Below are 24,951 nucleotides of genomic sequence, written 5' to 3'. Positions count from 1 at the left end.
CCGGTTGTCGTCGAACTGCAGATCGATGCGCCGGTCCGACAGGCCGTTCAAGCGGTCGCCTCCACGGGTTGGACGCCGGTCATGCCCTGCCGGCCGCTGCGGTACTCGCCGGTGACCACGCTGCCGGACAGGCTGTTGGGATGCGCCGCGTCGACCCGCACCTCCACGATCTCTCCCAACAGCCGGGAACCGGCTTCGGCATGGACCGACTGCATATAAGGGCTGCGGCCGAGAAGCTGGCCGTCATGCTTGCCCCTGCGGTCGAACAGGACCGGCACCGTCCGGCCGACGAAGCCGTGGTTGAAGGCCTGCTGCTGGGCGTTGAGAAGCTGCTGCAGGGCGGCCAGCCGGGCATCCTTCACCTCTTCCGGAATCTGGCGGTCGTCCACCGAGGCCGGGGTGCCGGGGCGCGGGCTGTACTTGAAGGAATAGGCCTGGGCATAGCCGACGTCGGTGACCAGCCGCAGCGTCTCGGCGAAGTCGGCGTCGCTCTCGCCGGGGAACCCGACGATGAAGTCGCCGGACATGGCGAGGTCCGGGCGGGCGGCGCGCAGCCGGTCGATGATGCGGCGGTAGTCGTCGGCGGTGTGCTTGCGGTTCATCGCCGCCAGCACCCGGTCGGAGCCGGACTGGATCGGCAGATGCAGGTAGGGCATCAGCGCCGGCACCTCGGCATGGGCGCGGATCAGGTCGTCGTCCATGTCGCGGGGTGCGAGGTGGTGTAGCGGATGCGCTCCAGCCCGTCGATCTCCGCCAGTTCGCGGACCAGCCGGCCGAGGCCCCAGGTGGCGCCGTCCGGCCCGTCGCCGTGCCAGGCGTTGACGTTCTGGCCGAGCAGGTTGATCTCGCGCGTGCCGGCCGCGACGAGACGCCGCGCCTCCGCCAGGATCTGGTCGGCCGGGCGCGAGAACTCCGCCCCGCGGGTGTAGGGGACCACGCAGAAGGTGCAGAACTTGTCGCAGCCCTCCTGCACCGCGAGGAAGGCGCTGACGCCCTGCGACGACGCCTCCTCCGGCAGGAAGTCGAACTTGGATTCGGCCGGGAAATCGGTGTTCAGCACGCTGCCGGCGGCACGGCTGGCCTTGGCCACCATCTCCGGCAGGGTGTGGTAGGTCTGCGGGCCGAAGACCATGTCGACGAAGGGCGCGCGGGCGACGATCTCCTCGCCCTCCGCCTGGGCGACGCAGCCGGCGACCGCCAGGATCATGCGGCCGTCGCCGGCCGTTTCCTTGCGGTCCTTCATCTGGCGCAGACGGCCCAGCTCCGAGAACACCTTCTCGGATGCCTTCTCGCGGATGTGGCAGGTGTTGAGGATCACCATGTCGGCGCCGTCCGGATCGTCCACCGGCCGGTAACCCAGGGGTGCCAGGACGTCCGCCATCCGGGCGGAGTCGTAGACATTCATCTGGCAGCCCCAGGTCTTGATGAACAGCTTCTTGCTCAACCCTTTCCCTTCCGCACAAATACGAAAAGGCGCGCCGAATCGGTAACCCGCGGCGCGCGATCCGCCGAACCCCGGCGTCGCCTTCCGCCATATGGTAGCACGGGGCGGCGGATTCGAGTCAATCGGGCTGCACGGCAGCTCTTGCCCGCCTCCGACACCCGTCCGACAGCCACACGTTGCCGCGGCTGCCGCAATCAGGTTGCTGCCGCGCCAATCAAGTACTGTCGCACGCATCATGGCGCCATGGAAGTTCACCTTTAAATTCCATAGCAATATGCTCAGGTAAATTTCATGCTCCCATTGTCGCATTGACATCGAGTTTTTAGAGGTAGCCAAATATTGGCCTGCCATTTCTCTTGGCAGTTTTCAATGAGAACAAGTCTCAAGCCAACCTGAATAGGATATGCATAAAATGCTGAAACATGCGCTCGCGGCGTTTGCTGCGGCGACGCTGCTTGCCGGCGTCGCCTCGGCGGAGGATCCGTCAAAGCTGGCCCTGCCCGGCGACATCACGGTCGAACAGGCCCAGAAGGTGGTCAAGGCGGCGGAAGCGAAGGCCAGGCAGCAGGAAACGCTGATGAACATCGCGGTGGTCGATGCCGGCGGCAACCTGAAGGCCTTCAGCCGCATGGACGGCGCCTTCCTCGGCAGCATCGACATCTCGATCCGCAAGGCGAAGACGGCCCGGCTGTTCAACATGTCGTCCAAGGATCTGGGTGATCTCGCCAAGCCCGGCCAGCCGCTCTACGGCATCGAGGTGACCAACGGCGGTCTCGCCATCTTCGGCGGCGGCGAGCTGATCCGGGACAAGGCCGGCACGATCATCGGCGCGGTCGGCGTCAGCGGCAGTTCGGTCGAGAACGACATGGCGGTGGCGAAGGCCGGAGCCGGCGGTCTTTGAGAAGAGGTCGGATCAGGCGCGGCGCCGTCGCTCATGTCCGGCGGCGCCGGCCGCCCTGCATCCTCCTCTGCTCACCCCTTCAATGGGCGCCCTGGTCGGCCGGCACCGCGTCGCCGGGCAGGGGATCGGGGTGGCGGCCGGAGACGGCATGGGCGACGCCCTGGGCGACGGCCCGCTGGCAGTGGTCGGCCAGCGCCTTGCGACTCGGGAAATCCTCGATGGTCACCGGCGGGTGGAACTCCACCTCCACCGTCATGCCGCCCAGCTTGACGACCTGCCAGAGGTGCGGGGCGAGGTCCATGTCGCCGTACCAGGCGTAGAAGGGGCGGAAGGCGATGCCCATGGGGATGCCGTCCAGGCGGGTGGCGGTGACGCTGACCGGCTGGACCGTCAGCGGCCGGTCGCCGATGCGGCGGGCGGCGACGGCGAACAGCGCCGTCTTGAAGGGCAGGGTCCGGTTGCCGTCGCTGGAGGTGCCCTCGGGGAACAGGATCAGATTGTCGCCGGCGTCCAGGCGCGCGCCGATGTCGTCGCGCTGGCGATGCACCTCGCTGCGTGCCCGGCGTTCGACGAAGACGGTCCGCTGCAGCTTGGCGAGCAGCCCGAAGAAGGGCCAGCCGGCGACCTCGCTCTTCGCCACGAAGGAGCCGGGGATCACCGAGCCCAGCACCGTGATGTCGAGGTAGGAGGAGTGGTTGGAGATGAAGAGGACCGGCCCCTGTTCCACCCGCCGGCCGCGCACCCGCACGTCCAGCCCGATGATCCGCGCACAGGCCGCGTGATAGAAGCGCGGCAGCCGGTGGCGCAGCGGCAGCTTCAGCCACACGGCCAAGGCCTGCACCGGGATCAGCAGCAGCGTCCAGCCCAGGTAGACGGCAAGCCGCAGGGCGCCCCGGCCGGCCGAGCCGAGCGCCCGGTGCGTCGCGGTCATGGCGGCCTCAGCCCGTCTGGCCGTCGCGGCTGCGCCGCTCGTAATGCTTGTAGTACTTGTCGGTGACGAGGTCGGTCTTCACCACGATGCAGACGTCCGTGGTGTTGAACTGGTGGTCGATCACGGCACCGTCGCCGACGAAGCCGCCGAGCCGCAGGTAGCCCTTGATCAGCGGCGGCAGGATGGTCAGCGCCCGCTTCGGGTCGATGCGGTCGCGCTCCATCAGGTCCATGGAGACGTGACGCTCCGGCAGGGCGACCGGCCGCAGCGGCTCGGGCGCCAGATGGTGGTGGTGCAGGTAGGACAGCGGCTCGGCAAGCGCGCCGGGGTCGGTGCCGGGCAGGCTGGCGCAGCCGAACATCAGCGCGATGTCGTGCTGGAAGACATAGGCCGCGATGCCGCGCCACAGCAGCTGCATGCTGCCGCGGGTGCGGTAGCCGGCATCGACGCAGGAGCGGCCGAGCTCCAGCACCTCGCCCTCATAGGCGACGAGGCGGCTGATGTCGTACTCGTCGCTGGAATAGAAGCGGCCGGCCCTCTCCGCCGCCGGGCGGCGGATCAGCCGGTAGGTGCCGACCACCGACTCCGGCCCGTTGCCGCGGTCGTGGTCGATGACCAGCAGATGGTCGCAGACGGGATCGAAGGGGTCGAAGTCGCGCTCGCGCGCCGCCATCTCCGGCGAGGGCACGGCCGCCATCTCGTTGTAGAAGACGCGGTAGCGCAGCGCCTGCGCCCAGTCGATCTCGGCGTCGGACTCCGCCAGACGCACTTCGAGGGAGCCCATGCGCAGATCGGACGAACTGCCCTGGTCAATGCTGGTGTCAGCCATGCGACGGTTCGCTGCCATGGTTCGCGACGATGCGGAGCGCTGCCCCCGCGGCGCACGCGATGGCGTCTGCACCATCAGGGCCGCGGTTCGGGTTGCGTTCGCGTCGCAAGGGATACCACAAAAAGCCCGCCACCGGTCAACCGCATCGTCGTGGCCGCCCGGACGGGCCGGCGGGCCATCGCGCACCAGGCGCCGCCGCCCTGCGGGCTCCGCGCTCACGCGGATGCCGAGCGGAGCACGCCCGGCCGGCCGCGATCCGGGGACTGCCGGCCGGCGATGCCCCGTCCCTCCCCAGCCATCCCCCGACGCGCTTCGGCACCTCGACCGGCCGGATGCCGCGGGGGCGGCGCGAGGCCGGCGTCGGGTGACCGCGGCCCGTTTCAGGCCGCGCCGCGGCGGGCGCGGGTGCCCAGCCCGATCTGCTTGGCGAGCGAGCTGCGCTGGCGCGCGTAGTTCGGAGCGACCATCGGATAGTCGGCCGGCAGCCCCCAGCGGTCGCGATACTCCTCGGGCGTCATATTGTACGCCGTCTTCAGATGGCGCTTCAGCATCTTCAGCTTTTTGCCATCCTCCAGGCACACGATGTAGTCCGGAGTGACCGACTTCTTGATCGGCACGGCGGGCTGCGGACGCTCTTCCGTGACGGTCGGCTCGACACCGACGTTGGCGAGCGACTTGTACACCTGCTCGATCAGCGTCGGAAGATCGCCGACCGCCACTGTATTGTTCGAGACGTGCGCCGCGACGATCTCCGTGGTCAGAGACAACAACGCGTTGGAGGGGGAACCGGTGCTCATGTAAGCTTGCTCCGAGGCTTTGACTCCTCTCCATATAAAGTGGTTTTCTGCGCCGCGCAATATCCATCCTTTGCTCGTAAAGAGGAACCAGTGAGCCAGGAAAACTCCGCCGACTTGTTTTTGGACATCACCAACGAGGTGTGCCCGCTAACGTTCGTGAAGACAAAGTTGTTGGTCGAGCGGATGGCGGTGGGCCAGACCCTCGAAGTCCGGCTGAATGCGGGCGAACCCTTGGAAAATGTTCCACGATCCTTGGCCGAGCTGGGCCATACCATTCTAGCCGTCGGGGCCGAGACGCCGGACGACCCGGCCGGCGTCCACCGCCTGCGGGTGAAAAAAAATTAATGGCCGGCCGGGAGTGACGGGCCAGTGACGGCGTGGCGCAGCACAAGTGCAGCCACGCGTCCGTCCGCCCGCCTGTAGTAACCGGGGCGCCGGCCCACCGAATAGAATCCGCAAGTCTTGTAAAGCGCGCGGGCCGCGTCGTTGTCCTCGGCGACCTCCAGGAACAGCGCGGTGGCCCCCAGCCGGCCCGCCCCCTCCATCGCGGCTTCGACCAGCCGGCGGCCGAGCCCGCCGCCGCGGGCCTCCGGCAGCACGCCGATGGCCAGGATCTCCGCATCCTCCGCCGCGACGCGGGCCAGCACGAAGCCGACCGGCTGCTCCCCCGCCAGCGCCAGCACGGCGAAGCCGCCGGGCGGTCCGGCCAGCGTGGCGATCGAGGCGGCGTCCCACGGGTCGTCGGGAAAGCAGGCCCGCTGCAGGGCGGCGATGACCCCCGCCTCCAGCGGGCCGGCCGGCTGCAGGGTGACCGCTCCGCTCATCCGCCGGTTCCGACCGCGCCGGCGGCCCCCTTCGGCAGGGTGACGTCGGGCGGGCGCAGGTAGAAGGGCTCGGCCGGCAGCCCGGCCGGCCGCGCGGCGCCCAGCGCCGCGACCACCGCCGCGTCGGGCATCCCGCTGCCGGCGGCGAAGGCGGTGTCGGGCCGCCCGTCCAGCAGCGGCCGCAGGATCGCCGCGCCGTCCCCGGCGACGAGCAGCGGACCGTCCGGATGGAGGGCGGCCAGCCAGCCGGCGATCTCCGCCGGGGCGGGCATCGCCGGATCGCCGACCGGCTGCAGGGCGGCGTCGAACATCTGCAGGAAAGGCTCCGCCCGCCGGCTGTCGACCGCGACGAGGACGGGCCGGCCGGCCCGCTCCTCCGCCGCCAGCCCGTGGGCGATGGCGTCGAAGGTGGTGATGCCGATCACCGGCAGGTCGTGGGCCAGCGCGATGCCGCGCGCCGCCGCCAGCGCGATGCGCAGGCCGGTGAAGGCGCCCGGCCCGACGGTGACCGCGATGCGGTCGAGGTCGGCGAAGTCCACCCCGGCGTCGGCCAGGACGGCCTGGGCCATGGGAACCAGCACCTCCGCCTGGCCGCGGGCCATCGGCTCGCTGCGCCGGGCGGCGACGGGGCCGCCGGGGCGGGCGTCGTCCCACAGGGCCGCGGAACAGCCGGCCGTGGCCGTGTCGAGCCCCAGCACCTTCATCGTGCCGGACCACCGGCGCCGGACAGGCTTCGTGCTTCCATGATCGATGTCCCCTTGCATTCCAGGCGTCGCGGGGCAGGCCCGCTTGCGCATCCCCTTGCGCGCGATACCGCACAATCTGGCGGCTGCGCGGCTCCTCCGCAACCCGCTCCGCCCGCCCGCCCGGCGAGGCGGCGGCCGGTTCGCGATCCGTTCGGCCGCGAACCGTATGTTGCACGCGCGCATCGCCCGCCGACGCTTCGCCGCTGCGCTGTCCGGCGCGCTTGTTCCACGACACAAGGCTGTGCCACACCAGGAGAATCGATGTCCGGGCAGGGAGCGGCACCGGCCGCCCCCTGCCCTGCCGCGCGCCCGGACCGCAGGCCCGGCCACGAGCGGCCGTCTTCCCCGTTGCCTCCAGTGGGCCGCCATGCTGCTTCGCCCAACGCCTTTTCGTGCAATGCCGCCCGGCCCCCGGCTGTTCCGCCCGGGCTTCCTCGGCCGCGCCGCCAGGATGGTCGCCGCCGCGATGGGCCTGTGGGCCGCCTTCATGCCGGCGGCCGGGCGCGCCGCCGCCGCGGACGCCGCCATGCCGAGCGCGGTGGTCTTCGCCTATGACCGCTTCGGCGAGGACCAGACCCCCTCCGTCAGCATCCGCATCGACCAGTTCGAGGCGCATCTGGAGGAGCTGACCAGCGGCGACTACCAGGTGCTGCCGCTGCCGCGCATCCTGGAGGCGTTGCGCGGCGGCAAGCCGCTGCCCGACCGCGCCGTCGCCATCACCATCGACGAGGCCAGCCGCTCCGCCTTCCAGGAGGCCTGGCCGCGGCTGAAGGCGGCGGGGCTGCCCTTCACCCTGTTCGTCGCGACGGATGCGGTGGACCGCGGTTCCCCCAACCATATGAGCTGGTCGGAGATCCGGCAGCTCGCCGCGGCGGGCGTGACGATCGGCGCGCTCGGCACCTCCACCCAGTCGCTGGTGCCGCGCAGCCCCGGCGAGATCGCCGCCGACCTGCGCCGCATGGCCGACCGCATGAAGGCGGAGCTGGGCCAGCGCCCGGCGCTGTTCGCCTATCCGCAGGGCGAGTACTCGCTGGCCGTGCGCGACGTGGTGAAGGACCTGGGCTATGCCGCCGCCTTCGGGCAGCAGTCGGGCGTGCTCTATCCGCAGGCCGATCCCTGGGGCCTGCCGCGCTTCGTGATGAACGAGGCCTACGGCAGCGTCGACCGCTTCCGGCTGGCCGCCAACGCGCTGCCGCTGCCGGTATCCGACCTGACGCCGGACGACCCGCTGGTGACGGTCAACCCGCCGCCGCTGGGCTTCACGATCGGCGACGGGATCGGCGACAGCAGCCGGCTCGCCTGTTTCGCCGCCGGACAGGGGCGCACCGTGCTGGAGCGGGTGGCCGAGGACCGGGTGGAGGTCCGCATCAAGGACCCGCTTCCCCCCGGCCGCGCCCGCGTCAACTGCACCCTGCCGGCCGGCGAGGGCCGCTGGCGCTGGCTGGGCGTGCAGTTCCTGATCCCGGAATAACTCGGCCACCCACAAGAAAGCCCCCCGTCCCGGCGGGGAACGGGGGGCCTTTCCGGCAGCCGCGAACCGATGCGCTCAGCGCACGGCGCGAACCTCGACGACTTCCGGGATGTAGTGGCGCAGCATGTTCTCGATGCCGGCCTTCAGCGTCGCGGTGGAGCTGGGGCAGCCGGCGCAGGCCCCCTTCATCGACAGATACACCACCCCCTCCTCGAAGCCGTGGAAGGTGATGTCGCCGCCGTCCTGCGCCACCGAGGGGCGGACGCGGGTGTCCAGCAGCTCCTTGATCTGCTCGACGATCTCGGCGTCCTCGGCATTGCCCGCGGCGTGGCCGTCGCCGGCCTCCTCCAGCAGGACCGGCCGGCCGGCGGTGAAATGCTCCATGATCACGCCGAGGATCGACGGCTTCAGCAGGAACCAGTCCCTGGCGTCGGTCTTGGTGATGGTGATGAAGTCGGCGCCAAGGAAGACGCCGGCGATCCCGTCGATCTCGAACAGCCGGGCGGCGAGCGGCGAGCGGGCGGCTTCCTCCCGGGTCGGGAAGTCGGCGGTCCCGCGCCCGAGCACGTCGCACCCGGGCAGGAACTTGAGAGTCGCCGGGTTGGGCGTCTGCTCGGTCTGAATGAACATGGTGCTATCCTCCGTCGGCGCCGAAGATCACTGGCGGCGCAGGGCAAACTTGGGCAGAATCCGATGCCAGATCAAGCACCACGTCTTTGGGGTTATTTGCCGCCGTGACCGCCGCCCCCGCCGAGCTGCTGCCTGCGTCCGCACCGGACGGCGCCGGCGTGCCGGAGGCCGCCTCCGCCCAGCCCGTTCCACTGCCTGCTCCATTACCCGCCCCGCCTGCCGCCCGCGACCCGGCCGCCATCATCGACTGGCTGCTGCGCGAGGGGCGGGAGGTGCCGGACATCCCCGCCCTGGTCGACGCCTTCTGCCGCCGCCTGATCGACGCCGGGGTGCCGCTGTGGCGCGGGGTGTGGGCGCTGCAGCTCCTGCATCCGCAGATCCGCTCCATGCTCTATTACTGGCGCCGCGGCCGTCAGGCGGTGGAGACGGTGACCCGCCCGCACGGCACGGAGGTGACCGAGGCCTACCTGACCAACCCCTTCGCCGCCCTGATCGAGGACCAGGCGGAGGGGCTGCGCTACCGGCTGGAGGTGATGGAGCCGCCCTGGCCCTATCCCATCCTGGGCGAGCTGCGGGCGCAGGGCGCCACCGACTATGTGGCGATGGCCCTGCTGTTCACCGGCGGCCGGCGCAACGCCATGAGCTTCGCCAGCGACCGGCCCGGCGGCTTCTCCACCGGGGATCTCGCCCTGCTCGATGCCGCCCTGCCGGCGCTGGGGGCGGTGCTGGAGGCGATGGTGCTGCGGCGTTTGGCCGCGACGGTGCTCGACACCTATGTCGGCCACCGGACGGGTGCCCGCATCCTGTCCGGCGACATCCGCCGCGGCACCGGGGCGAATGTCCGCGCCGTGCTGTGGTACTGCGACCTGCGCGGCTTCACGCCGCTGGCCGACCGGCTGCCGCGGGAGGAGCTGATCGCCCTGCTGAACGGCTATTTCGAGTCGATGGGCGGCGCGGTGGAGGCGCATGGCGGCGAAATCCTGAAGTTCGTCGGCGACGCCATGCTGGCCCTGTTCCCGCTGGAGGACGGCGACTCCGACGGCGCGCGCGCCGCCGCCGCGGCCCTCGACGCCGCCACCGACGCGCTGGCCCGCATGGACCAGCAGAACGCCGAGCGGGCGGCCTGGGGCCAGCCGGTGCTGGAATGCGGCATCGCGCTGCATCTCGGCGAGGTGATGTACGGCAACATCGGCTCGGCCACCCGGCTCGACTTCACCATCATCGGGCCGGCGGTCAATCTGGTGACGCGGATCGAGGGGCTGTGCGAGCGGCTGGGGCAGCGGGTGCTGGCCTCCGCCGCGGTGGCCGCCGCCCTTCCCCCCGGCGGGCGGTCCCGCCATGTGCTGGCGCCGCTGGGCGCCCATCCGGTGAAGGGGCTGCGCGATCCGGTGGCGGTCTTCGGCCTGGCGGGGACCGCCCACCCGCATCCCCATCCCCACCCGGCCCTGCCGGCAGGCGGGGCACCGGGGGCGGGGCCGCCATGACGCCGCCCCACCGTCCGCGCCGCGGGGGCGTCCGCCGGTCGCGCATCGGCGCCGCGGCGGCCGTGGCGGTGGGGATCGGGCTGGCCGGGACGCCGGGTCTGCCGCGGGTGGTGAATGACGGGCTCACCGCCGGGCTCGGCGCCGGACTGCAGTTCGTGAAGGCCTACATGGTCTTCCTGACCGACCTGCTGCTGAACAACCTGAAGGTCGTCGCTATCGCCGCCGCCGTGCTTCTACTCGCCAAGCTGGCGAGCGGCCTCAGCCTGCAGCGCCGCCGGGCCGACGTGAGGAAATGGACCGAGCATGAGGACTGACGTGCCCGACACCGACGGCCCCGCCCCGACCTTCGCCCCGGCGCCCGCCCCGCCCCCGGCCGGCCGCGGGCCGGGACGCCGGTGCTGGCCGCCTGCGCCTTCGCGGCGGGCTGGTCGCTGATGATGCTGGAGATCCTGGGCGGACGGCTGATGGCCCCGCATTTCGGCTATTCGGTCCACCAGTGGGGCGCGGTCATCGGCGTGGTGATGGCCTTCATGGCGGCCGGCTACTGGATCGGCGGGCGGCTGGGCGACGGGCCGCGGGCGGTGCCGGCGCTGCGTGCCGCCCTGATCGCCGGGACGGCGGCGGCGGCGCTCACCCCCTGGATCGGCAGGCCGATGCTGGCCGACGCGGCGGAGCGGCTGAACGCCGCGGAAGGCGCGGTCTTCGGCGCGATGACGATCCTCGCCCTGCCCTCCTTCGTGCTGGCCATGGTGTCGCCGCTCTGCGCCGGGCTCAGCGCGCTGGCCGGCGGGGCGGCGGCGGGACGGGTCTATGCGGTGGGAACGGTCGGCAGCATCGGCGGCACCTTCTTCGCCGCCTTCTACGCCATCCCCGACCTCGGCGTGTCGCTCGGCTACGGGGTGGCCGCCGTGCCGCCGGCGCTGGCCGCCGCCGCCCTGGCGCTGGAGGCGGCGGGACGGACGCGGGCGGCCGGGACCCTGGCGCTCGCCCCGCTGGGGCTGCTGGCCGGCTGGGGCGCGGGCTGGAGCGAGGGGCAGGGCTTCGCGCTCTACCGCGAGACCCCCGACAACACGATCATGGTCCGCGAGGACGCGCAGGAGATCCGCCTGCACCTGAACGTCACCTGGGCGACCCAGTCGCGGCTGCGCAGGGACGGCGGGCCGACCGGCCTCTATTACGACCTGTTCCCGGCCCTGCCGGCGCTGGCCGGCACCGACGCGGCCGGCCGGCGGCGGGTGCTGATCCTCGGCCTTGCCGGCGGGGCGGCGGCGACCGGCATCCGGCGGTCCTGGCCGGACAGCGACCTGCTGGGGGTGGAGCTGGACCCGGAGGTGGTCGCGGTGGCGCGGGAGAGGTTCGCGCTGCCGCCGGAGGTGCGGGTGGCCGTCGCCGACGCCCGCCGCTTCGTCGAGCGCGACCGCGGCCATTACGACCTGATCGTCGTCGACCTCTACGCCACGGCGCTGATCCCCTTCTTCACCGCCACCCGCGAGTTCTTCGCGGCGGTGGAGCGGCGGCTGGCGCCCGGCGGGATCGTGGCGATGAACGTCGCCGCCCCGCTCGACCGCGACGCGCTGGTCGGCCCGCTGGCGGCGACCCAGGCGGCGGTCCTGCCCTCCGTCTTCGTGGCGGAGGCCGGGCGGGGCAACTGGCTGTTGCTGGCGACCAGGGAGCCGCGGACGGCGGAGGCGATGCGCGAGGCCCTGCGCAACGCGCCGCAACGGGTGCAGACGCCGGCCGCCCGCATCCTGGAAAGCCTGGCGGCGGCGGAGACGGCCGGCGGGCCGGTGCTGACCGACGATCTCAGCGACATCGACCGCCGCGGCCTGCGGGCCCTCTACGGCGGGTGACGCCCCGGCCGCCTGTTTCCCGGTCTCAGGTGATCGGGTCCAGGTCCTCGATCTTCAGCCCGCCCGGCACGATGGTCAGCGGGATGCGCAGGCGGGTCAGGCCGCGGCCGGTATAGTAGGTGATCAGCGGGCCCGGCCCCTCCGGATCGGTGCCGGCGGCGAGCACGAGGATCGAGATGCTCGGTTCCTCGTCGATCAGGGCCAGCACCTCGTCCCGGCGGTTGCCTTCCCGGACATAGAGCGCCGGAAGCGCACCGGTGAGCTGGTTGACCTCGCGCGCCAGCTTCTGCAGCTTCTGCTCCGCCTCGTTGCGCTGCTCCTCGCGCATCAGGGTCTCGACGGCGCCCCAATGCTGCATCTCGCCCGGCTCGATGACGTAGAGCAGCGCCACCTTGCCGCCCGACTTGCGGGCGCGCAGACAGGCATAGCGCAGCGCCACCTTCAGCTCCGGGCTGTCGTCGACCACGACCAGGAAGATACGCACCGGCTTCGCGTCCGGAGCCGGATCGGGCGACGCGGTGGTGTCGGTCATGTCTCATCCTCCCAAACCTGACGCACTGACGTCCTGCGAGATTGTTCTTATACGGCTTTTCGAGCTCAAACTCTTCTGAAGGCGGCCCCGGCCAGCCAGCCGGCGGCGATCGCCCCCACCACGGCGATGATGCCGTAGGTTACCGGGCGATGGCGGGCGATGTCGAACACCTCGGCGCTGAAGCCGATCTTGGAGACGACCAGCGGCGTGGTCTGGGCGCTGACCACCTCGCCGTCGCGGATCAGCAGGGCCTCCACGCTGTAGAGTCCGGTCGGCACGTTGGCCGGGAAATAGATGTTGGTGCGGAACAGCCGCTCGCCCAGGAAGGCGACCTGCCCGAAGGCGAGGGCGTAGAGCCCGGCGCGCTGCTTGTTGCGGATGAGCGCGGCGCGGAAGGCGGCGACCTCCTCCGGCGGCAGCCCCTCGGCCTGCGGGCCGAGCTGCAGGTGCGGCAGCCCGATCTGGTGGCGCTCCAGCACCGGGCGTCCGACGAGCTGGTCGAGCGGGCGGCTGGTCGCCACCGTGTAGAAGCTCGGCACCTGCTCGAACCGCAGGCTCTCGGTATTGACCCAGATGCCGGCGACGCGGTCCTTGCGGCGGACGACGGCCGGGACGCGCGGGCCGGTCACCACGATGGCGACGTCGCCCGCCCCGTCGGTGGTGCCGAACAGCACGACCTCGGTGCCGGTGAAGCCGGTGGTGATGGCGATCAGGTGGCTCGACAGGTCGGCCAGAAGCTGCTGGCCCCAGACGTTGGCGGCCAGCGTGACGCCGGCCAGCAGCCCGCACAGCCCCGCCGCGATCCGGATCAGCAGGCGGCGGCCCATCAGGGAGCCCCGACCGTCAGCGTATAGAGATCCGCGGGGACCGCCACCAGATCCCAGGCCAGCTTCGCCGCGACCGTCACCACGATGCAGGACAGGATCAGACGCGCGTGGTCGCCGCGCAGCCGCGTGCCGACCCTGGTCCCGAACTGGGCGCCGATGACGCCGCCGATCAGCAGAAGCAGGGCCAGCATGACGTCGACCGTCTGGTTGGTCGCCGCCTGCAGCAGCGTCGCCATCGCCGTGGTGAAGATGATCTGGAACAGCGAGGTGCCGGCCACCAGCCCGGTCGGCATGTTCAGCAGGTAGATCATCGCCGGCACCAGCAGGAAGCCGCCGCCGATCCCCATGATCGCCACCAGCATGCCGCCGACCGCGCCGATCCCCGCCGGCAGCAGGGCCGAGATGTAGAGCTTGGAGCGCTGGAAGCGCATCTTCATCGGCAGGCCGTGCAGCCAGATGTGCCGGTGCAGCTTGCCGCGGCTGGCGGTGGGGGCGCGGCGGCGCAGCACGGCGCGGCTGCTCTCCACCAGCATCATGCCGCCGATGACGCCGAGGAAGACGACGTAGGACAGGCCGATGGCGACGTCGATCTGGCCGATCCGCTGCAGGATGCCGAAGATCCAGACGCCGACCGCGGTGCCGATCACGCCGCCGACCAGCATCACCACGCCGAGCTTGACGTCCACGTTGCCGCGGCGCCAGTGGGCGAGCACGCCGGACACGCTGGCGGCGACGAGCTGGTTCGCCTGGGTGCCGACCGCGACGGCCGGCGGAACGCCGATGAAGATCAGAAGCGGGGTCAGCAGGAAACCGCCGCCGACGCCGAACATGCCGGACAGGAATCCGACCAGCCAACCCATGCCGAGCACGAGCAGCGCGTTGACCGACATCTCGGCGATCGGCAGGTACACTTGCATGGGTAGCAGCTTACCCCAGCGTACGGCCCCAAGGAAGAGCGGGGGGAGGAGTACGCCGCCCCTCCCCCCTTAAGGGTCAGAGCAGCCCCTTGGCAACCGCCAGCGTACGCAGGTCGGCCTCCGGACGGGCGCCGACATGGCTGATCACCTCGCCGGCCGCGATGGCGCCCAGCCGGCCGCAGACGGCCGGGGAGAGGTCGCGGGTGAAGCCGTAGAGGAAACCGGCGGCATAGAGGTCGCCCGCCCCGGTGGTGTCCACCACATGCTCCACCGGTTCGGCCGGGACCTCGACGACGGAGCCGTTGGTGACGATGACCGAGCCCTTCTCGCTGCGGGTCAGGGCCGCGACCTTGCCCAGCCGCTTCACCGCCTCCAGCGCGTCCTCGAACCGGTCGGTGCCGTAGAGCGCGCCGATCTCATGCTCGTTGGCGAACAGCACGTCGACGTGCTTCTCCACCAGATCGACGAACTCCGCATGGTGGCGGTGGACGCAGAAGCTGTCGGAGAGCGACAGCGACACCTTGCGGCCGTTGGCGTGCGCGATCCCGGCCGCCTTGCGGAAGGCCTCCTTGGCGCGGGGCGGATCCCAGAGATAGCCCTCCAGGTAGGTGACCTGCGAGGCGGCGATCAGCGCCTCGTCGATATCCTCCGGCCCCAGCTCGACGCAGGCGCCGAGATAGGTGTTCATCGACCGCTGGGCGTCCGGCGTCACCAGGATCAGGCAGCGGGCGGTCGGGGCGCCGCCCTGCAGCGGCGCCGTCTCGAAATGGACGCCCGAGGCGCGGATGTCGTGGCGGAAGACCTGGCCGAGCTGGTCGTCGGCGACCTTGCCGACATAGGCGGCCTTGGCGCCGAGCAGCGCGACGCCGGCGATGGTGTTGCCGGCCGATCCGCCGGACACCTCGATGCCCGGACCCATGCGGCCGTACAGCTCCTCCGCGCGGGCGGTGTCGATCAGGGTCATCGCCCCCTTCTCGATCCCGTTGGTGGCGAGGAAGGCGTCGTCGGCGTGGGCGATCACGTCCACGATGGCGTTGCCGATGCCGGTGACGTCGTAGGCGGCCGAAACCATGGGCACTCCTTGAATGACTGAAGGGGGGATGACGGAAGGGGTTGGGGCGGGGAGAGCGCGTGCGCCGGTCGCGGAGTATAGCCGCGGCACGACCGTTCACAAGCGCGGCGCGGCACGAGTGGCTTGCATCATGAAAGTGACTGTGGAATGGTCGCGCCATGCGACGCACACGCCTCGACGACTCCTCCTGCCCGATCGCCCGCTGCGTGAGCCAGGTGGGTGACTGGTGGTCGATCCTGATCCTGCGCAACGCCTCGATGGGGCAGACGCGCTTCGACGATTTCCAGCGCGGGATCGGCATCGCCCCCAACATCCTGACCCGGCGGCTGCGGACGCTGGTGGAGGCCGGACTGCTGGAGCGCATCCGCTACCAGGACCATCCGCCGCGCCACGAGTACCGGCTGACCGGCAAGGGACGCGACTTCCTGTCGGTTCTGATCGCCATGGCCGACTGGGGAAACCGCTGGCTGATGCCGGCCGGGGCCTTCCGCATCCGCTCGACCGAGACGGGGGAGCTGGTCGAGCCGGTGCTGATCGACCGCAATACCGGACGGCCGATCACGGCCGAAGGGATCAAGGTGGAGCTGGCGCCGGCCGCCCCCGACCGAGCCCCCGGTCCGGAAACCGGTCCGGGCCGCGAAGACTGACGAAAGGACGAATGGAATGAGACGAGTCGTGGTGACCGGCCTCGGCGCCGTGACGCCGCTGGGAGCCGGGGTGGAGCGGAGCTGGGGCGCCCTGCTGGACGGGCGCAGCGGCATCCGCGCCGTCCGGGGGGTGGAGGCGGCCGACCTGCCCTGCCGCATCGCCGGCCATGTCCCGGCCGACGGGGAGGGCGCCTTCGACGCGGACCGGCTGGTTCCGCCCAAGGACCAGCGCAAGATGGACCGCTTCATCCTGCTGGCGCTCGCCGCCGCGGAGGAGGCGGTGGCCGACTCGGGCTGGCGCCCGGCGGACGAACAGGGGCAGGAGCGCACCGGCGTGCTGATCGGCTCGGGCATCGGCGGCCTGCCGGGGCTCGCCGAGTCGGCCCTGACCCTGCACGAGAAGGGGCCGCGCCGGATCTCCCCCTTCTTCGTGCCGTCCAACCTGATCAACCTCGCCGCGGGCCACGTGTCGATCCGCCACGGCTTCCGCGGGCCGAACCATGCGGTGGTCACCGCCTGCGCCACCGGCGCCCATGCCATCGGCGACGCCGCGCGGCTGATCGCCTTCGACGATGCCGACGTGATGCTGGCCGGCGGGACGGAGGCGGCGATCTCCCGGCTGGGGCTGGCCGGCTTCTGCGCCGCCCGCGCCATGTCCACCGGCTTCAACGACACGCCGGAGCGCGCCTCCCGCCCGTGGGACCGCGACCGGGACGGCTTCGTCATGGGCGAGGGCGCCGGCGTGCTGGTGCTGGAGGAGCTGGAGCATGCCCGGCGCCGCGGTGCCCGGATCCTCGCCGAGGTGACCGGCTACGGCCTGTCGGGCGACGCCTATCATATCACCGCCCCGGCGGAGGACGGCGACGGCGCCTTCCGCGCCATGCGGGCGGCGGTGAAGCGGGCCGGGCTGGCGCCCGACGCCATCGACTACGTGAACGCCCACGCCACCTCGACCCCGGCGGGCGACCCGGTGGAGATCGCGGCGGCCAAGCGGCTGTTCGGCGACCATGCGCGGGCGCTCTCGATGTCCTCCACCAAGTCGGCGACCGGCCATCTGCTGGGGGCGGCCGGGGCGGTGGAGGCGATCTTCGCCATCCTGGCCCTGCGCGACCAGGTGGCGCCGCCGACCCTGAACCTGGAGTCGCCGTCGGAGGGCTGCGACCTCGACCTCGTTCCCCTGCAGCCGAAGCAGCGGCGGATCCGCCACGTCCTGTCCAACTCCTTCGGTTTCGGCGGCACCAACGCGGCGCTGGTCTTCAGTGCTCCGGCTTAAACGCGGCTGAAAGGACGGCAAGCCAAAAAGAGGGGGCCCAAAAAGAGGGGACCGGTCCTGGAAGTGCCGGGCGGGACGGCGTAGATATGCTGCCGCCGGCCCCGTCCGGGGCCGCGGCCCTCCTCCACGTCAGCAGGCCTCCCGGATGATCCGCGCGCTGATCCTCGCCTTCAACCAGCTCACCGACCCGCGGTCGCGCCGCGTGGTGTGGATCGGCGTGCTGTCGGCCGCGGCGGCCTACGGGCTGCTCGCCGCCGCCGTCTGGTGGGCGCTGTTCCACACGCCGCTGACCGGCTATGCCTGGGTGGACTGGATGCTCGACCTGCTGGGCGGGCTGGTCGTGCTGGTGCTGGCCTGGATCCTGTTCCCCTCCACCGTCGGCGTCCTGTCCAGCTTCTTCCTGGACGAGGTGCTGGAGCGGGTGGAGGCGCGCCACTATCCCCATCTGCCGGCGCCCCGCCGCACCGGCCTGACCGAGGAGCTGCTGACCGGGCTGCGCTTCCTCGCCGTGGTGCTGGGGGTCAACATCCTGGCGCTGCCGCTCTACCTGATGGCGCCGGGGTTGAACCTCGTCGTCTTCTATGTCGTGAACGGCTATCTGCTGGGACGGGAGTATTTCGAACTGGTGGCGATCCGCCGGATGGGTGCGCGCGAGGCGCGGGATCTGCGCCGCGCCAAGCCGTTGAAACCTTTTTCGGCCGGGGTCATCATCGCCTTTCTTTCGACAATTCCGTTCGTCAACCTGCTGGTGCCCGTGGTCGCCAGCGCCTTCATGGTCCATGTCTTCCAGTCCATGAGAGGCCCCTTGCGGCAGGGCGGATGACCGTGTTACGCCCGCCCCTGGGCCCCTCCGGGTTTTTCGTCTTCGGGCAGACCGGAGGATGACGCCGTCATCCGATGACGCCTTGAAGTCCAGCCTTCATCCCAGCCACATTCACTCGATTGGGGGATCGATCTTCATGCTGTTCGGACGAAAGACTCCACCCGCGGGGGCGCCGAAGGCAGACGGTGCCGACGCGGCCAGGCAGGCTCCGGTACCGAACCAGGCGCCGCCCCAGGCGCCCGCCCAGTCTTCGGGTCAGGCTCCGGGCCTGGCGGCCCACGCCCCGACCAGCGCCTCACCGCTGGGCACCCTGCCCGGCGCGGTTCCGGCCGCTCCCTCGCCCATGCGCACGATGCCCGGCGAACCGTTCTCCGACAGCAGCTCCGAAAGAAGCTCCGACAAGGGATCCGCGATGAACACCAGCATGCCGAAGCCCCCGACCACCCCTGCCGCCGGCATGAAGACGGACATCCCGCGCCGCGTCGTCGACGTCCCCGGTGCCGTGCCGCGCGGTGCCGCCGCCCCGGCCGCCACCCCGGCCGCCGCAGCCGCTCCGGCTCCCGCCACCCCGGCGACCGAGCAGCGCCGCCTGATCGTCGGCCGCGACATCTCCCTGTCGGGCGAGATCGGCTCCTGCGACGTGCTGGTCGTCGAAGGCACGGTGGAGGCCAAGCTGCGCGACGGCCGCAACATCGAGATCGCCGACGGCGGCCTGTTCAAGGGCTCGGTGGAGATCGACCAGGCCGACATCGGCGGCCGCTTCGAGGGCGAGCTGTCGGTCCGCGGCCGTCTGACCGTGCGCGCCACCGGCAAGATCACCGGCTCCATCAAGTATGGCGAGCTGGCGGTGGAAGCCGGCGGCCAGCTGGTCGGCGACATCCAGATCCTCGGCGCGGCCAAGCCGGCGGCAGCCGCCCCGGCCGCCACCCCCGCGGCCGAGCCGGCCCTGGCGGCCGCCACCGCCTCGTAAGAGGTCCGCAGGTAAGGATGCGGAGGGGCGGCAAACGCCGCCAAACGCTCCGCAACGGCATCGAAGCCCGGCCGCGGCCCCCGCCGCGCCGGGCTTTTTGCCGTCACCGCCCCGCCAGGAACCCGAGCAGGGCATCCGCCAGCGCCTCGGGCGCCTCCTCGGCCATGTGGTGGCCGCAGTCGAGGCCATGGCCGCGCAGGTCGGGCGCCCAGGGCCGCCAGACCGCCAGCACGTCGCCGTAGAGTGCCTCCAGGTCGTCGCGCCGGGACCACAGCGCCAGCACCGGGCAGCGCAGGGTGCGGCCGGCGGCGCGGTCCTCCTCGTCGTGGCGGCGGTCGATGCCGAGGCCGGCGCGGTAATCCTCCATCATGCCGTGGACGGTCGCCGGATCATGGATGGCCGCGCGGTAGTCGCGGTAGGCCTCCTCCCCCATCGCCTCCGGCGATCCGCCGTACCAGCCGTCCGGGTCGGCGAGGATGGCGCGCTCCGGCTTGTCCGGCTGGGCGAAGAAGAACCAGTGCCACCACGCCCGGGCGAAGCGCTCGTCGCAGCGTTCCAGCGCCTCGACGATCGGCACGCCGTCCAGCACGGCGAGGCGGGTGACCCGCTCCGGATGATCCATCGCCATGCGGAAGGCGGTGTAGGAGCCGCGGTCGTGGCCGGCGACGGCGAAGCGCCCGAAGCCCAGGTGCCGCATCAGGGCCACCCCGTCCGCCGCCTTCGCCCGCTTGGAGGAGCCGGCATGGTCGGGGCTGTCGGGCGGCTTGGACGACCGGCCGAAGCCGCGCAGGTCTGGACAGACCACGGTGTGGCGGCGGGCCAGCAGCGGGGCGACGCGGTGCCAGGTGGCGTGGGTGCGGGGATGGCCGTGCAGCAGCAGGACCGGCGGGCCGGACCCGCCGTGGCGGACGCGCAGGGTCGCCCCGGGCAGCGCGACCGACTCGAGTCGGAATCCCTCGAACACCAGCGATCCTCCCTCCCCGTTCCTGCCGGGACCCGTCACCGGTGGAAACCGGGCGGGGGAGGAGACGGTTCCGGGACCGTGCCGGCGGACGGGCCTCAGGCGGCCGGTTCGGTCGGGATGGCCGCCTTGGCCCTGGCCGTCTTCGTCTTGCCCGTTCCGTTTTGGCCCGTTCCGTTCTGGCCCGTCCCGTTCTGGCCCGTCTTGTCCTTGTAGGCGCAGAGGTCGGCGACCGGGCAGGCCGGGCAGTCGGGCTTGCGCGCCTTGCAGACATAGCGGCCGTGCAGGATCAGCCAGTGGTGGGCGTGCCGGCGGTAGGGCTTGGGCACCACCTTCAGCAGCTTCGCCTCCACCGCGTCCGGGGTCTTGCCGGGGGCGAGGCCGGTGCGGTTGCCGACGCGGAAGATGTGGGTGTCCACCGCGATGGTCTCTTCCCCGAAGGCGACGTTGAGCACCACGTTGGCCGTCTTGCGCCCGACGCCGGGAAGCTGCTCCAGCGCCTCGCGGTCGCGCGGCACCTCGCCGCCATGGTCGCGGAGCAGGATCTCCGACAGCCCGATGACGTTCTTGGCCTTGGTGTTGAACAGGCCGATCGTCTTGATGTAGCCGCGCAGCCCCTCCTCCCCCAGCTCCAGCATCTGCTGCGGGGTCCGGACGACGGCGAACAGCGGGCCGGTCGCCTTGTTCACGCCGACGTCGGTCGCCTGGGCCGACAGCACGACGGCGACCAGCAGCGTGTAGGGATTGACGTATTCCAGCTCGCTCCTCGGCTCCGGATTGGCGGCGGCGAGGCGGCGGAAGAACTCCTGGACGGCGGCGGGCTTCATGGAGCGCAAGCATAACGGCCCCCGCCGGCCGGGGCAAAGCCTCCGCGCATTGTTTCTTCCTGTCGCCAAATGAGGGTTTTCGCTGATTGCCCGGAAGGAATAGTCCCTATATCAAAAGACTCTGATACACTGGGTGCCATCCCTGTCTGATTCCGGCCGGATCAAGAGCAGGCCGGATGGCGCGGAGCGGTTGGAGAGCGGGAATGGGTGCCGTGTCCATCGAAACCCCGACCTGGGGACTGCACGTCCACCTGGAAGGGGAACTGTCGCTGGAAGAGCGCGACGAGATGGCCCGCCGGGTGGAGCAGGCCTGCCTCGCCCTGGCCGGACGCGGAACGCCGTGGTCCAGCCTGCTGGAGCTGGACGGCTTCCAGGTCGACCGGTTCCGGCCGGAGGTGGTGGTCCGGCTGATGCGTCTGGGGCGCGACTGCGGCCATGTCCGCATGGCGCTGGTGATGACCGACTGGACCTGGGCCTGCCGCTTCGCCGACGCGATGATCGCCGCCGGCACCGACGATCAGGTGCGCATCTTCGTCGTGCCCGAGATCACGCCGGACCACTGCACCAGCGCCATGGACTGGGTGCTCTACGGCGGAGCGCTGCCGCTGGTGTCGCGCGCGGCGTGATGCCGCGGCCACCTCCCCTTCCGCGCTGTTGCCCGACCATTTTGCGCCGGCCCGATTCGCATTACCTTAGCACCATGAGCGTTCCAGTCCCCTGCGCTCCATGAGCGTCACCGGCATGCCGCGCGTCCTCTTCGACGCCATCCTGCATCCCCACCGCAGCCTGGGGCGGGGCGGCTTCCGCCTGCTGATGGGTGCCGTCATCCTGATCAACCTGATGGTGGCCGGCATCTGCCTGGCGGCCGGCGCCTGGCCGGTGGTGCCCTTCTGCGGGCTGGACGTGCTGGTGCTGTGGCTGGCCTTCCGCGTCAACTACCGCGATGCGCGGCTGTACGAACGGGTCCGCCTGACCGAGCGGGACCTGACCGTCCAGCGCGTCGCCTGGAAGGCGCCGGAGCGGCACTGGACCTTCCAGCCCTACTGGCTGCGGGTGCGGGTGGACGACCGGCCGTCGCGGCGCCATCAGGTGACGCTGTCCTCGCACGGCCAGTCGGTCGAGGTCGGCGCCTTCCTGTCGCCGGAGGAGCGGGCGGAGTTCGCCCGCGCCCTGAACGACGCGCTGCGGGCCTGGCGCGCCCCGCCCTGCCCGCCGGCACCCGCGGAGTAGGCGCGGCGCAGGTTAGGACGGCAGCGCAAGAAGCGGGTTGGCCCGGCCGCCGCCGGCCGTCATGCTCTCCGCCCCAATCCCAGCGAGAGGACCGTTCGCCATGGACAGCACCGATACCCTGCTCCGGCATGCGGCGACCGACGCGCAGCACCACCGGGCGATGGCCGCCGCCATCCGCCATCTGGTGGAGCATTGGCAGACCCAGCCCTCGCTGGAGGACCTCGCCGCCGTGGCGGGGATGAGCCCCTTCCACTTCCAGCGCCTGTTCACCCGCTGGACCGGCATCAGCCCGAAGCGCTTCCTGCAGTTCCTGACGCTCGACACCGCCAAGCGGCTGCTGGCGGAGAACCACAGCGTGCTCGACGTGGCGCTGGACGTCGGGCTGTCGGGGCCGTCGCGGCTGCACGACCTGTTCGTCGCCTGCGAGGCGATGACCCCCGGCGAGTACAAGGCGCTGGGCGGCGGGCTGACCATCCGCTGGGGCGTGCACGAGACGCCCTTCGGCCCGTCGCTGGTCGGCACCACGGAGCGCGGCGTCTGCTGGCTGAGCTTCGTCGAGGAGGCGGACGGGGACGGGGCGCTGGCCGAGATGGCCTCGGTCTGGCCGGCCGCCCGGCTGGTCGAGGATGCCGACGCCACCCGGCCGGTCGCCGCCCGCGCCTTCCGGTGGGAGGAGGGCGGCCCGGAGCCGGGCGGTCCGCAGCCGCTTCGGCTGCTGATGAAGGGCACCAACTTCCAGATCAAGGTGTGGGAGGCGCTGCTGCGCATCCCCTCCGGGGCGGTGGTGTCCTACGAGGATGTCGCCCGCGCCATCGGCCAGCCGACCGCCATGCGGGCGGTGGGGGCGGCGGTGGGGCGCAACCCGGTCTGCGTCCTGATCCCCTGCCATCGGGTGATCCAGAAGTCCGGGGTCATCCACAACTACCGCTATGGCGTTCCGCGCAAGCGCGCCCTGCTCGCCTGGGAACAGGGGCGCGCCGCGGCGGAGTGAGGAGGCCGCCGGCTCATGCGGCCGGCGCAAGACGGCTCCGGTCTCAGACGCCCAGCACGTCGCGCATGCTGTAGAGGCCGGGAGTCTTGTCGCGGGCCCACAGGGCGGCGCGGACGGCGCCCTTGGCGTAGATGCCGCGGCCCGACGCCTTGTGGGTCAGTTCCACCCGCTCGCCGTCGCCGGCGAAGACCACCGTATGGTCGCCGATCACGTCGCCGCCGCGCAGCGTGGCGAAGCCGATCTCACCGCGCGGGCGGGCGCCGGTGTGGCCGTCGCGCACCTTCTGCCAGACATCCTCCAGCGCCACGCCGCGCCCCTTGGCCGCCGCGCGGCCGAGACCGAGCGCAGTGCCCGAGGGGGCGTCCACCTTGTTGCGGTGGTGCATCTCCAGGATGTCGATGTCGAAGTCGTCGCCCAGCGCATGGGCCACCTGCTCGACGAGCACCATCAGCAGGTTGACGCCCAGCGACATGTTGGGCGACTGCACCACCGGCGTGTGGGTCGCCGCCTGGACCAGCGAAGCCTGCTGCGCCGGGGTGAGCCCGGTCGTGCCGACCACCAGCACCGTCTCGGACTGGGCGGCCAGCGCGGCATGGCGCATGGTGGCCTCGGGGCTGGTGAAGTCGATCACCGCGTCGGCCTCGGCGAAGAGGGCGGCGGCATCCTCGATCGCCACCACCCCCAGCGGGTCGATCCCCGCCAGCGTGCCGATGTCCTTGCCCAGCGCCGGACCGCCCACCCGCTCCGTTCCGCCGGCCAGCGTGCAGCCGGGCGTCGCCGCGATCTCGCGCACCAGCATCTGCCCCATGCGCCCCGCGCACCCGACGACCCCGATCTTCATGACCGCCTCCTGCTTCAAGCCTGTGAAGCAGGGTCTAGCACAGGAAGGAGCCGCGCTTAAGCGCCGAGGCAGCCGCGCAGGCCGGCGGCGAGGTTGCGCATCAGCGTGAAGTAGAGGTCCGGCCCGTCGGCCAGATCGGCCCCTTCCGGATCCAGCACGCCGGTCTTCGCCTTGGTGCCCTCGATGATGGTCCTGACCAGCGCCGGCTCGAACTGCGGTTCGGCGAAGACGCAGGCCGCCTCAAGCCCGCTGATCTTGGCGCGGATCGCCGACAGCCGCTTGGCCGACGGGCGGCGCTCCGGGTTGACGGTGATGGAGCCGACGGCGCCGAGGTCGTAGCGCGCCTCGAAATACTGGTAGGCATCGTGGAAGACCACGAAGGGCTTGCGCGCCACCGGGCCGAGCGCGGCCTTCAGTTCGGCATCGAGCTGGTCGATGCGGGCGCCGGTGCGCTCGGCGTTGGTGCGGTAGGTCTCGGCATTGGCCGGGTCGCGCACCGCCAGCGCCTCCGCCACCGCCGCCGCGATCCGCCTGGCGTTGGCCGGGTCGAGCCAGATATGCGTGTTGACCTCGTCATGGTCGTGGTCATGGTCGTCGTCGTGGCCGCCGGCCTTGCCCGCCGCCTTCTTGTCGTGGCCGTGATCATGGCCGTGGCCGTGCTCGTGGGCATGGCCGTGGTCGTGCGGTTCCCAGGCGCCGCCCTCGCGGGCATCCAGCAGCAGCATGCCCGGCTGTTCCATCAGCGTGACGACCGTCGCCTTGGGCGCGTTGCTCTTCAGCGGCTTTTCCAGGAAGCCCTCCAGCTCCGGCCCGACCCAGACGACGAGGTCGGCGGCGGACAGCGCCTTGGCGTCGGACGGCTTCAGCGCATAGGTGTGGGGCGACCCGGCCCCCTTCACCAGCAGGGCGGGTTCCCCCACCCCCTGCATGACCGAGGCGACGAGCGAGTGGATCGGCTTGATCGAGGCGACGACCTTCGGCCCCTCCGCCCGGGCGGCGGAGGCGAGCGACAGCAACAGAACGGCAGACAGTGCGAGACCGCGCATGGGTGCTTTTCCCTTCGTCATGCTGGACAGGCGCCCCCCGATGGGCGCATAGCAAGGACACCGGCACAATTGTCACGTTATAACGTA

At 71.4% G+C, this 24,951-nt stretch carries 28 protein-coding genes and 1 pseudogene; 13 read left to right on the top strand and 16 right to left on the bottom strand.

Annotation, left to right across the window (positions count from 1 at the left end; translation table 11 throughout):
• Positions 1 to 47: 47 nt before the first annotated feature.
• Positions 48 to 1,405, bottom strand: a pseudogene (gene miaB / locus DEW08_RS07595) (tRNA (N6-isopentenyl adenosine(37)-C2)-methylthiotransferase MiaB).
• A gap of 451 nt (positions 1,406 to 1,856) precedes the next feature.
• Between miaB and DEW08_RS07590 the strand changes: the two are divergent.
• The gene (locus DEW08_RS07590) at positions 1,857 to 2,345 is read left to right on the top strand and encodes a GlcG/HbpS family heme-binding protein (RefSeq protein WP_109325891.1); all 489 of its coding nucleotides are present in this window, start codon (positions 1,857 to 1,859) and stop codon (positions 2,343 to 2,345) included.
• Positions 2,346 to 2,424: 79 nt separating this feature from the next.
• Here the strand turns inward: DEW08_RS07590 and DEW08_RS07585 are convergent, their stop codons facing one another.
• The 3 genes from DEW08_RS07585 to DEW08_RS07575 all read right to left on the bottom strand — a co-directional run bounded on the left by DEW08_RS07585 (position 2,425) and on the right by DEW08_RS07575 (position 4,902).
• Complete coding sequence (locus DEW08_RS07585; protein WP_109325890.1) at positions 2,425 to 3,276, bottom strand: lysophospholipid acyltransferase family protein; 852 nt, start codon at positions 3,274 to 3,276, stop codon at positions 2,425 to 2,427.
• Positions 3,277 to 3,283: 7 nt separating this feature from the next.
• Positions 3,284 to 4,105, bottom strand: a complete 822-nt coding sequence (locus tag DEW08_RS07580; RefSeq protein ID WP_109325889.1) for a GNAT family N-acetyltransferase — start codon at positions 4,103 to 4,105, stop codon at positions 3,284 to 3,286.
• A gap of 380 nt (positions 4,106 to 4,485) precedes the next feature.
• Positions 4,486 to 4,902: a Ros/MucR family transcriptional regulator gene (locus DEW08_RS07575; protein WP_109325888.1), complete on the bottom strand. Its 417-nt coding sequence runs from the start codon at positions 4,900 to 4,902 to the stop codon at positions 4,486 to 4,488.
• A 90-nt stretch (positions 4,903 to 4,992) separates the two neighbouring features.
• Here DEW08_RS07575 and DEW08_RS07570 point away from each other — a divergent pair, with 90 nt between their 5' ends.
• Entirely contained in the window at positions 4,993 to 5,247 is a 255-nt protein-coding gene (locus DEW08_RS07570; RefSeq protein WP_109325887.1) for a sulfurtransferase TusA family protein, read from the top strand.
• Here the strand turns inward: DEW08_RS07570 and DEW08_RS07565 are convergent.
• Together DEW08_RS07565 and tsaB are read right to left on the bottom strand one after the other, a co-directional pair.
• On the bottom strand, positions 5,244 to 5,726 hold the full coding sequence (locus DEW08_RS07565; protein WP_109325886.1) for a GNAT family N-acetyltransferase: 483 nt from the start codon (positions 5,724 to 5,726) through the stop codon (positions 5,244 to 5,246). The two genes, DEW08_RS07570 and DEW08_RS07565, sit on opposite strands and share 4 nt — an antisense overlap.
• On the bottom strand, positions 5,723 to 6,430 hold the full coding sequence (gene tsaB, locus DEW08_RS07560) for a tRNA (adenosine(37)-N6)-threonylcarbamoyltransferase complex dimerization subunit type 1 TsaB (protein WP_109325885.1): 708 nt from the start codon (positions 6,428 to 6,430) through the stop codon (positions 5,723 to 5,725). Before tsaB ends, DEW08_RS07565 begins: the two co-directional genes overlap by 4 nt.
• Before the next feature lie 439 nt (positions 6,431 to 6,869).
• On the opposite strand from tsaB, the gene DEW08_RS07555 reads away from it, so the two are divergent.
• Complete coding sequence (locus DEW08_RS07555) at positions 6,870 to 7,943, top strand: polysaccharide deacetylase family protein (RefSeq protein WP_109325884.1); 1,074 nt, start codon at positions 6,870 to 6,872, stop codon at positions 7,941 to 7,943.
• 75 nt (positions 7,944 to 8,018) lie between these two features.
• Here DEW08_RS07555 and DEW08_RS07550 read toward each other — a convergent pair whose 3' ends face one another.
• Entirely contained in the window at positions 8,019 to 8,573 is a 555-nt protein-coding gene (locus tag DEW08_RS07550; RefSeq protein WP_109325883.1) for a NifU family protein, read from the bottom strand.
• 104 nt (positions 8,574 to 8,677) lie between these two features.
• Between DEW08_RS07550 and DEW08_RS07545 the strand changes: the two genes are divergently transcribed.
• The 3 genes from DEW08_RS07545 (at position 8,678) to DEW08_RS07535 (ending at position 11,907) form a co-directional block, all read left to right on the top strand.
• Positions 8,678 to 10,057, top strand: a complete 1,380-nt coding sequence (locus DEW08_RS07545; RefSeq protein WP_245986470.1) for an adenylate/guanylate cyclase domain-containing protein — start codon at positions 8,678 to 8,680, stop codon at positions 10,055 to 10,057.
• Positions 10,054 to 10,371 (top strand): hypothetical protein, encoded by a 318-nt coding sequence (locus tag DEW08_RS07540; RefSeq protein ID WP_109325869.1) that lies wholly within the window; start codon positions 10,054 to 10,056, stop codon positions 10,369 to 10,371. Before DEW08_RS07545 ends, DEW08_RS07540 begins: the two co-directional genes overlap by 4 nt.
• A gap of 81 nt (positions 10,372 to 10,452) precedes the next feature.
• Complete coding sequence (locus DEW08_RS07535; protein ID WP_109325868.1) at positions 10,453 to 11,907, top strand: fused MFS/spermidine synthase; 1,455 nt, start codon at positions 10,453 to 10,455, stop codon at positions 11,905 to 11,907.
• A gap of 25 nt (positions 11,908 to 11,932) precedes the next feature.
• On the opposite strand, the gene DEW08_RS07530 is transcribed toward DEW08_RS07535, so the two are convergent.
• From DEW08_RS07530 to DEW08_RS07515, 4 genes are all read right to left on the bottom strand, one after another.
• Positions 11,933 to 12,439 carry a universal stress protein gene (locus DEW08_RS07530; protein ID WP_109325867.1) on the bottom strand — a complete coding sequence of 169 codons (507 nt, stop codon included), beginning with the start codon at positions 12,437 to 12,439 and terminating at the stop codon, positions 11,933 to 11,935.
• A gap of 65 nt (positions 12,440 to 12,504) precedes the next feature.
• A complete protein-coding gene (locus tag DEW08_RS07525) occupies positions 12,505 to 13,266 on the bottom strand; it encodes a TIGR02186 family protein (protein ID WP_109325866.1) in 762 nt (253 codons plus the stop codon).
• Complete coding sequence (locus tag DEW08_RS07520) at positions 13,266 to 14,183, bottom strand: sulfite exporter TauE/SafE family protein (protein WP_109325861.1); 918 nt, start codon at positions 14,181 to 14,183, stop codon at positions 13,266 to 13,268. Before DEW08_RS07520 ends, DEW08_RS07525 begins: the two co-directional genes overlap by 1 nt.
• A 76-nt stretch (positions 14,184 to 14,259) precedes the next feature.
• Positions 14,260 to 15,255 carry an adenosine kinase gene (locus DEW08_RS07515; RefSeq protein WP_109325860.1) on the bottom strand — a complete coding sequence of 332 codons (996 nt, stop codon included), beginning with the start codon at positions 15,253 to 15,255 and terminating at the stop codon, positions 14,260 to 14,262.
• Positions 15,256 to 15,413: 158 nt separating this feature from the next.
• On the opposite strand from DEW08_RS07515, the gene DEW08_RS07510 reads away from it, so the two are divergent.
• The 3 genes from DEW08_RS07510 (at position 15,414) to DEW08_RS07500 (ending at position 17,998) form a co-directional block, all read left to right on the top strand.
• Positions 15,414 to 15,902 (top strand): winged helix-turn-helix transcriptional regulator, encoded by a 489-nt coding sequence (locus DEW08_RS07510; RefSeq protein ID WP_109325859.1) that lies wholly within the window; start codon positions 15,414 to 15,416, stop codon positions 15,900 to 15,902.
• A 16-nt stretch (positions 15,903 to 15,918) separates the two neighbouring features.
• Positions 15,919 to 17,175 carry a beta-ketoacyl-ACP synthase II gene (gene fabF, locus DEW08_RS07505; protein ID WP_109325857.1) on the top strand — a complete coding sequence of 419 codons (1,257 nt, stop codon included), beginning with the start codon at positions 15,919 to 15,921 and terminating at the stop codon, positions 17,173 to 17,175.
• Positions 17,176 to 17,320: 145 nt separating this feature from the next.
• Positions 17,321 to 17,998 (top strand): EI24 domain-containing protein, encoded by a 678-nt coding sequence (locus DEW08_RS07500; protein ID WP_109325856.1) that lies wholly within the window; start codon positions 17,321 to 17,323, stop codon positions 17,996 to 17,998.
• Between the two features lie 255 nt (positions 17,999 to 18,253).
• Here the strand turns inward: DEW08_RS07500 and DEW08_RS32145 are convergent, their stop codons facing one another.
• Entirely contained in the window at positions 18,254 to 18,424 is a 171-nt protein-coding gene (locus DEW08_RS32145) for a hypothetical protein (protein WP_245986469.1), read from the bottom strand.
• Here DEW08_RS32145 and DEW08_RS07495 point away from each other — a divergent pair.
• On the top strand, positions 18,423 to 18,968 hold the full coding sequence (locus DEW08_RS07495) for a bactofilin family protein (RefSeq protein ID WP_245986467.1): 546 nt from the start codon (positions 18,423 to 18,425) through the stop codon (positions 18,966 to 18,968). The genes DEW08_RS32145 and DEW08_RS07495 overlap by 2 nt on opposite strands.
• A gap of 103 nt (positions 18,969 to 19,071) precedes the next feature.
• Here the strand turns inward: DEW08_RS07495 and DEW08_RS07490 are convergent, their stop codons facing one another.
• Positions 19,072 to 19,932, bottom strand: coding sequence for an alpha/beta fold hydrolase (locus tag DEW08_RS07490; protein ID WP_109325854.1), 861 nt, complete (start codon positions 19,930 to 19,932; stop codon positions 19,072 to 19,074).
• A gap of 95 nt (positions 19,933 to 20,027) precedes the next feature.
• On the bottom strand, positions 20,028 to 20,756 hold the full coding sequence (gene nth, locus DEW08_RS07485) for an endonuclease III (protein WP_245986608.1): 729 nt from the start codon (positions 20,754 to 20,756) through the stop codon (positions 20,028 to 20,030).
• A gap of 203 nt (positions 20,757 to 20,959) precedes the next feature.
• On the opposite strand from nth, the gene DEW08_RS07480 reads away from it, so the two are divergent.
• The 3 genes from DEW08_RS07480 to DEW08_RS07470 all read left to right on the top strand — a co-directional run bounded on the left by DEW08_RS07480 (position 20,960) and on the right by DEW08_RS07470 (position 22,977).
• On the top strand, positions 20,960 to 21,382 hold the full coding sequence (locus DEW08_RS07480; RefSeq protein ID WP_109325853.1) for a hypothetical protein: 423 nt from the start codon (positions 20,960 to 20,962) through the stop codon (positions 21,380 to 21,382).
• Between the two features lie 115 nt (positions 21,383 to 21,497).
• Positions 21,498 to 21,986, top strand: a complete 489-nt coding sequence (locus DEW08_RS07475; RefSeq protein ID WP_245986465.1) for a DUF2244 domain-containing protein — start codon at positions 21,498 to 21,500, stop codon at positions 21,984 to 21,986.
• 100 nt (positions 21,987 to 22,086) lie between these two features.
• Positions 22,087 to 22,977: a bifunctional transcriptional activator/DNA repair enzyme AdaA gene (locus DEW08_RS07470; protein WP_109325847.1), complete on the top strand. Its 891-nt coding sequence runs from the start codon at positions 22,087 to 22,089 to the stop codon at positions 22,975 to 22,977.
• 43 nt (positions 22,978 to 23,020) lie between these two features.
• Here DEW08_RS07470 and dapB read toward each other — a convergent pair whose 3' ends face one another.
• A complete protein-coding gene (dapB, locus tag DEW08_RS07465; protein WP_109325846.1) occupies positions 23,021 to 23,818 on the bottom strand; it encodes a 4-hydroxy-tetrahydrodipicolinate reductase in 798 nt (265 codons plus the stop codon).
• 56 nt (positions 23,819 to 23,874) lie between these two features.
• The gene (znuA, locus tag DEW08_RS07460; protein WP_109325845.1) at positions 23,875 to 24,864 is read right to left on the bottom strand and encodes a zinc ABC transporter substrate-binding protein ZnuA; all 990 of its coding nucleotides are present in this window, start codon (positions 24,862 to 24,864) and stop codon (positions 23,875 to 23,877) included.
• Positions 24,865 to 24,951 lie beyond the last annotated feature (87 nt).

The sequence above is a fragment of the Azospirillum thermophilum genome (assembly GCF_003130795.1).
In the GTDB taxonomy this organism is placed as follows: Bacteria; Pseudomonadota; Alphaproteobacteria; order Azospirillales; family Azospirillaceae; genus Azospirillum; species Azospirillum thermophilum.
Note: the sequence above shows the minus strand (reverse complement) of the source record. Positions and strands in the feature narration are given on the sequence as shown.

Excerpts from the sequence above, each read along its gene's own strand:
- DEW08_RS07530 (WP_109325867.1), bottom strand. The coding sequence starts at position 12,439 with ATGACCGACACCACCGCGTCGCCCGATCCGGCTCCGGACGCGAAGCCG.
- DEW08_RS07495 (WP_245986467.1), top strand. The coding sequence starts at position 18,423 with ATGCCGAAGCCCCCGACCACCCCTGCCGCCGGCATGAAGACGGACATC.
- znuA (WP_109325845.1), bottom strand. The coding sequence starts at position 24,864 with ATGCGCGGTCTCGCACTGTCTGCCGTTCTGTTGCTGTCGCTCGCCTCC.
- dapB (WP_109325846.1), bottom strand. The coding sequence starts at position 23,818 with ATGAAGATCGGGGTCGTCGGGTGCGCGGGGCGCATGGGGCAGATGCTG.
- DEW08_RS07590 (WP_109325891.1), top strand. The coding sequence starts at position 1,857 with ATGCTGAAACATGCGCTCGCGGCGTTTGCTGCGGCGACGCTGCTTGCC.
- DEW08_RS07525 (WP_109325866.1), bottom strand. The coding sequence starts at position 13,266 with ATGGGCCGCCGCCTGCTGATCCGGATCGCGGCGGGGCTGTGCGGGCTG.
- nth (WP_245986608.1), bottom strand. The coding sequence starts at position 20,756 with ATGAAGCCCGCCGCCGTCCAGGAGTTCTTCCGCCGCCTCGCCGCCGCC.
- DEW08_RS07480 (WP_109325853.1), top strand. The coding sequence starts at position 20,960 with ATGGGTGCCGTGTCCATCGAAACCCCGACCTGGGGACTGCACGTCCAC.
- tsaB (WP_109325885.1), bottom strand. The coding sequence starts at position 6,430 with ATGAAGGTGCTGGGGCTCGACACGGCCACGGCCGGCTGTTCCGCGGCC.
- DEW08_RS07475 (WP_245986465.1), top strand. The coding sequence starts at position 21,498 with ATGCCGCGCGTCCTCTTCGACGCCATCCTGCATCCCCACCGCAGCCTG.
- DEW08_RS07575 (WP_109325888.1), bottom strand. The coding sequence starts at position 4,902 with ATGAGCACCGGTTCCCCCTCCAACGCGTTGTTGTCTCTGACCACGGAG.
- DEW08_RS32145 (WP_245986469.1), bottom strand. The coding sequence starts at position 18,424 with ATGCTGGTGTTCATCGCGGATCCCTTGTCGGAGCTTCTTTCGGAGCTG.
- DEW08_RS07520 (WP_109325861.1), bottom strand. The coding sequence starts at position 14,183 with ATGCAAGTGTACCTGCCGATCGCCGAGATGTCGGTCAACGCGCTGCTC.
- DEW08_RS07550 (WP_109325883.1), bottom strand. The coding sequence starts at position 8,573 with ATGTTCATTCAGACCGAGCAGACGCCCAACCCGGCGACTCTCAAGTTC.
- DEW08_RS07585 (WP_109325890.1), bottom strand. The coding sequence starts at position 3,276 with ATGACCGCGACGCACCGGGCGCTCGGCTCGGCCGGCCGGGGCGCCCTG.
- DEW08_RS07565 (WP_109325886.1), bottom strand. The coding sequence starts at position 5,726 with ATGAGCGGAGCGGTCACCCTGCAGCCGGCCGGCCCGCTGGAGGCGGGG.
- DEW08_RS07555 (WP_109325884.1), top strand. The coding sequence starts at position 6,870 with ATGCCGCCCGGCCCCCGGCTGTTCCGCCCGGGCTTCCTCGGCCGCGCC.
- fabF (WP_109325857.1), top strand. The coding sequence starts at position 15,919 with ATGAGACGAGTCGTGGTGACCGGCCTCGGCGCCGTGACGCCGCTGGGA.
- DEW08_RS07580 (WP_109325889.1), bottom strand. The coding sequence starts at position 4,105 with ATGGCTGACACCAGCATTGACCAGGGCAGTTCGTCCGATCTGCGCATG.
- DEW08_RS07500 (WP_109325856.1), top strand. The coding sequence starts at position 17,321 with ATGATCCGCGCGCTGATCCTCGCCTTCAACCAGCTCACCGACCCGCGG.
- DEW08_RS07515 (WP_109325860.1), bottom strand. The coding sequence starts at position 15,255 with ATGGTTTCGGCCGCCTACGACGTCACCGGCATCGGCAACGCCATCGTG.
- DEW08_RS07470 (WP_109325847.1), top strand. The coding sequence starts at position 22,087 with ATGGACAGCACCGATACCCTGCTCCGGCATGCGGCGACCGACGCGCAG.
- DEW08_RS07510 (WP_109325859.1), top strand. The coding sequence starts at position 15,414 with ATGCGACGCACACGCCTCGACGACTCCTCCTGCCCGATCGCCCGCTGC.
- DEW08_RS07540 (WP_109325869.1), top strand. The coding sequence starts at position 10,054 with ATGACGCCGCCCCACCGTCCGCGCCGCGGGGGCGTCCGCCGGTCGCGC.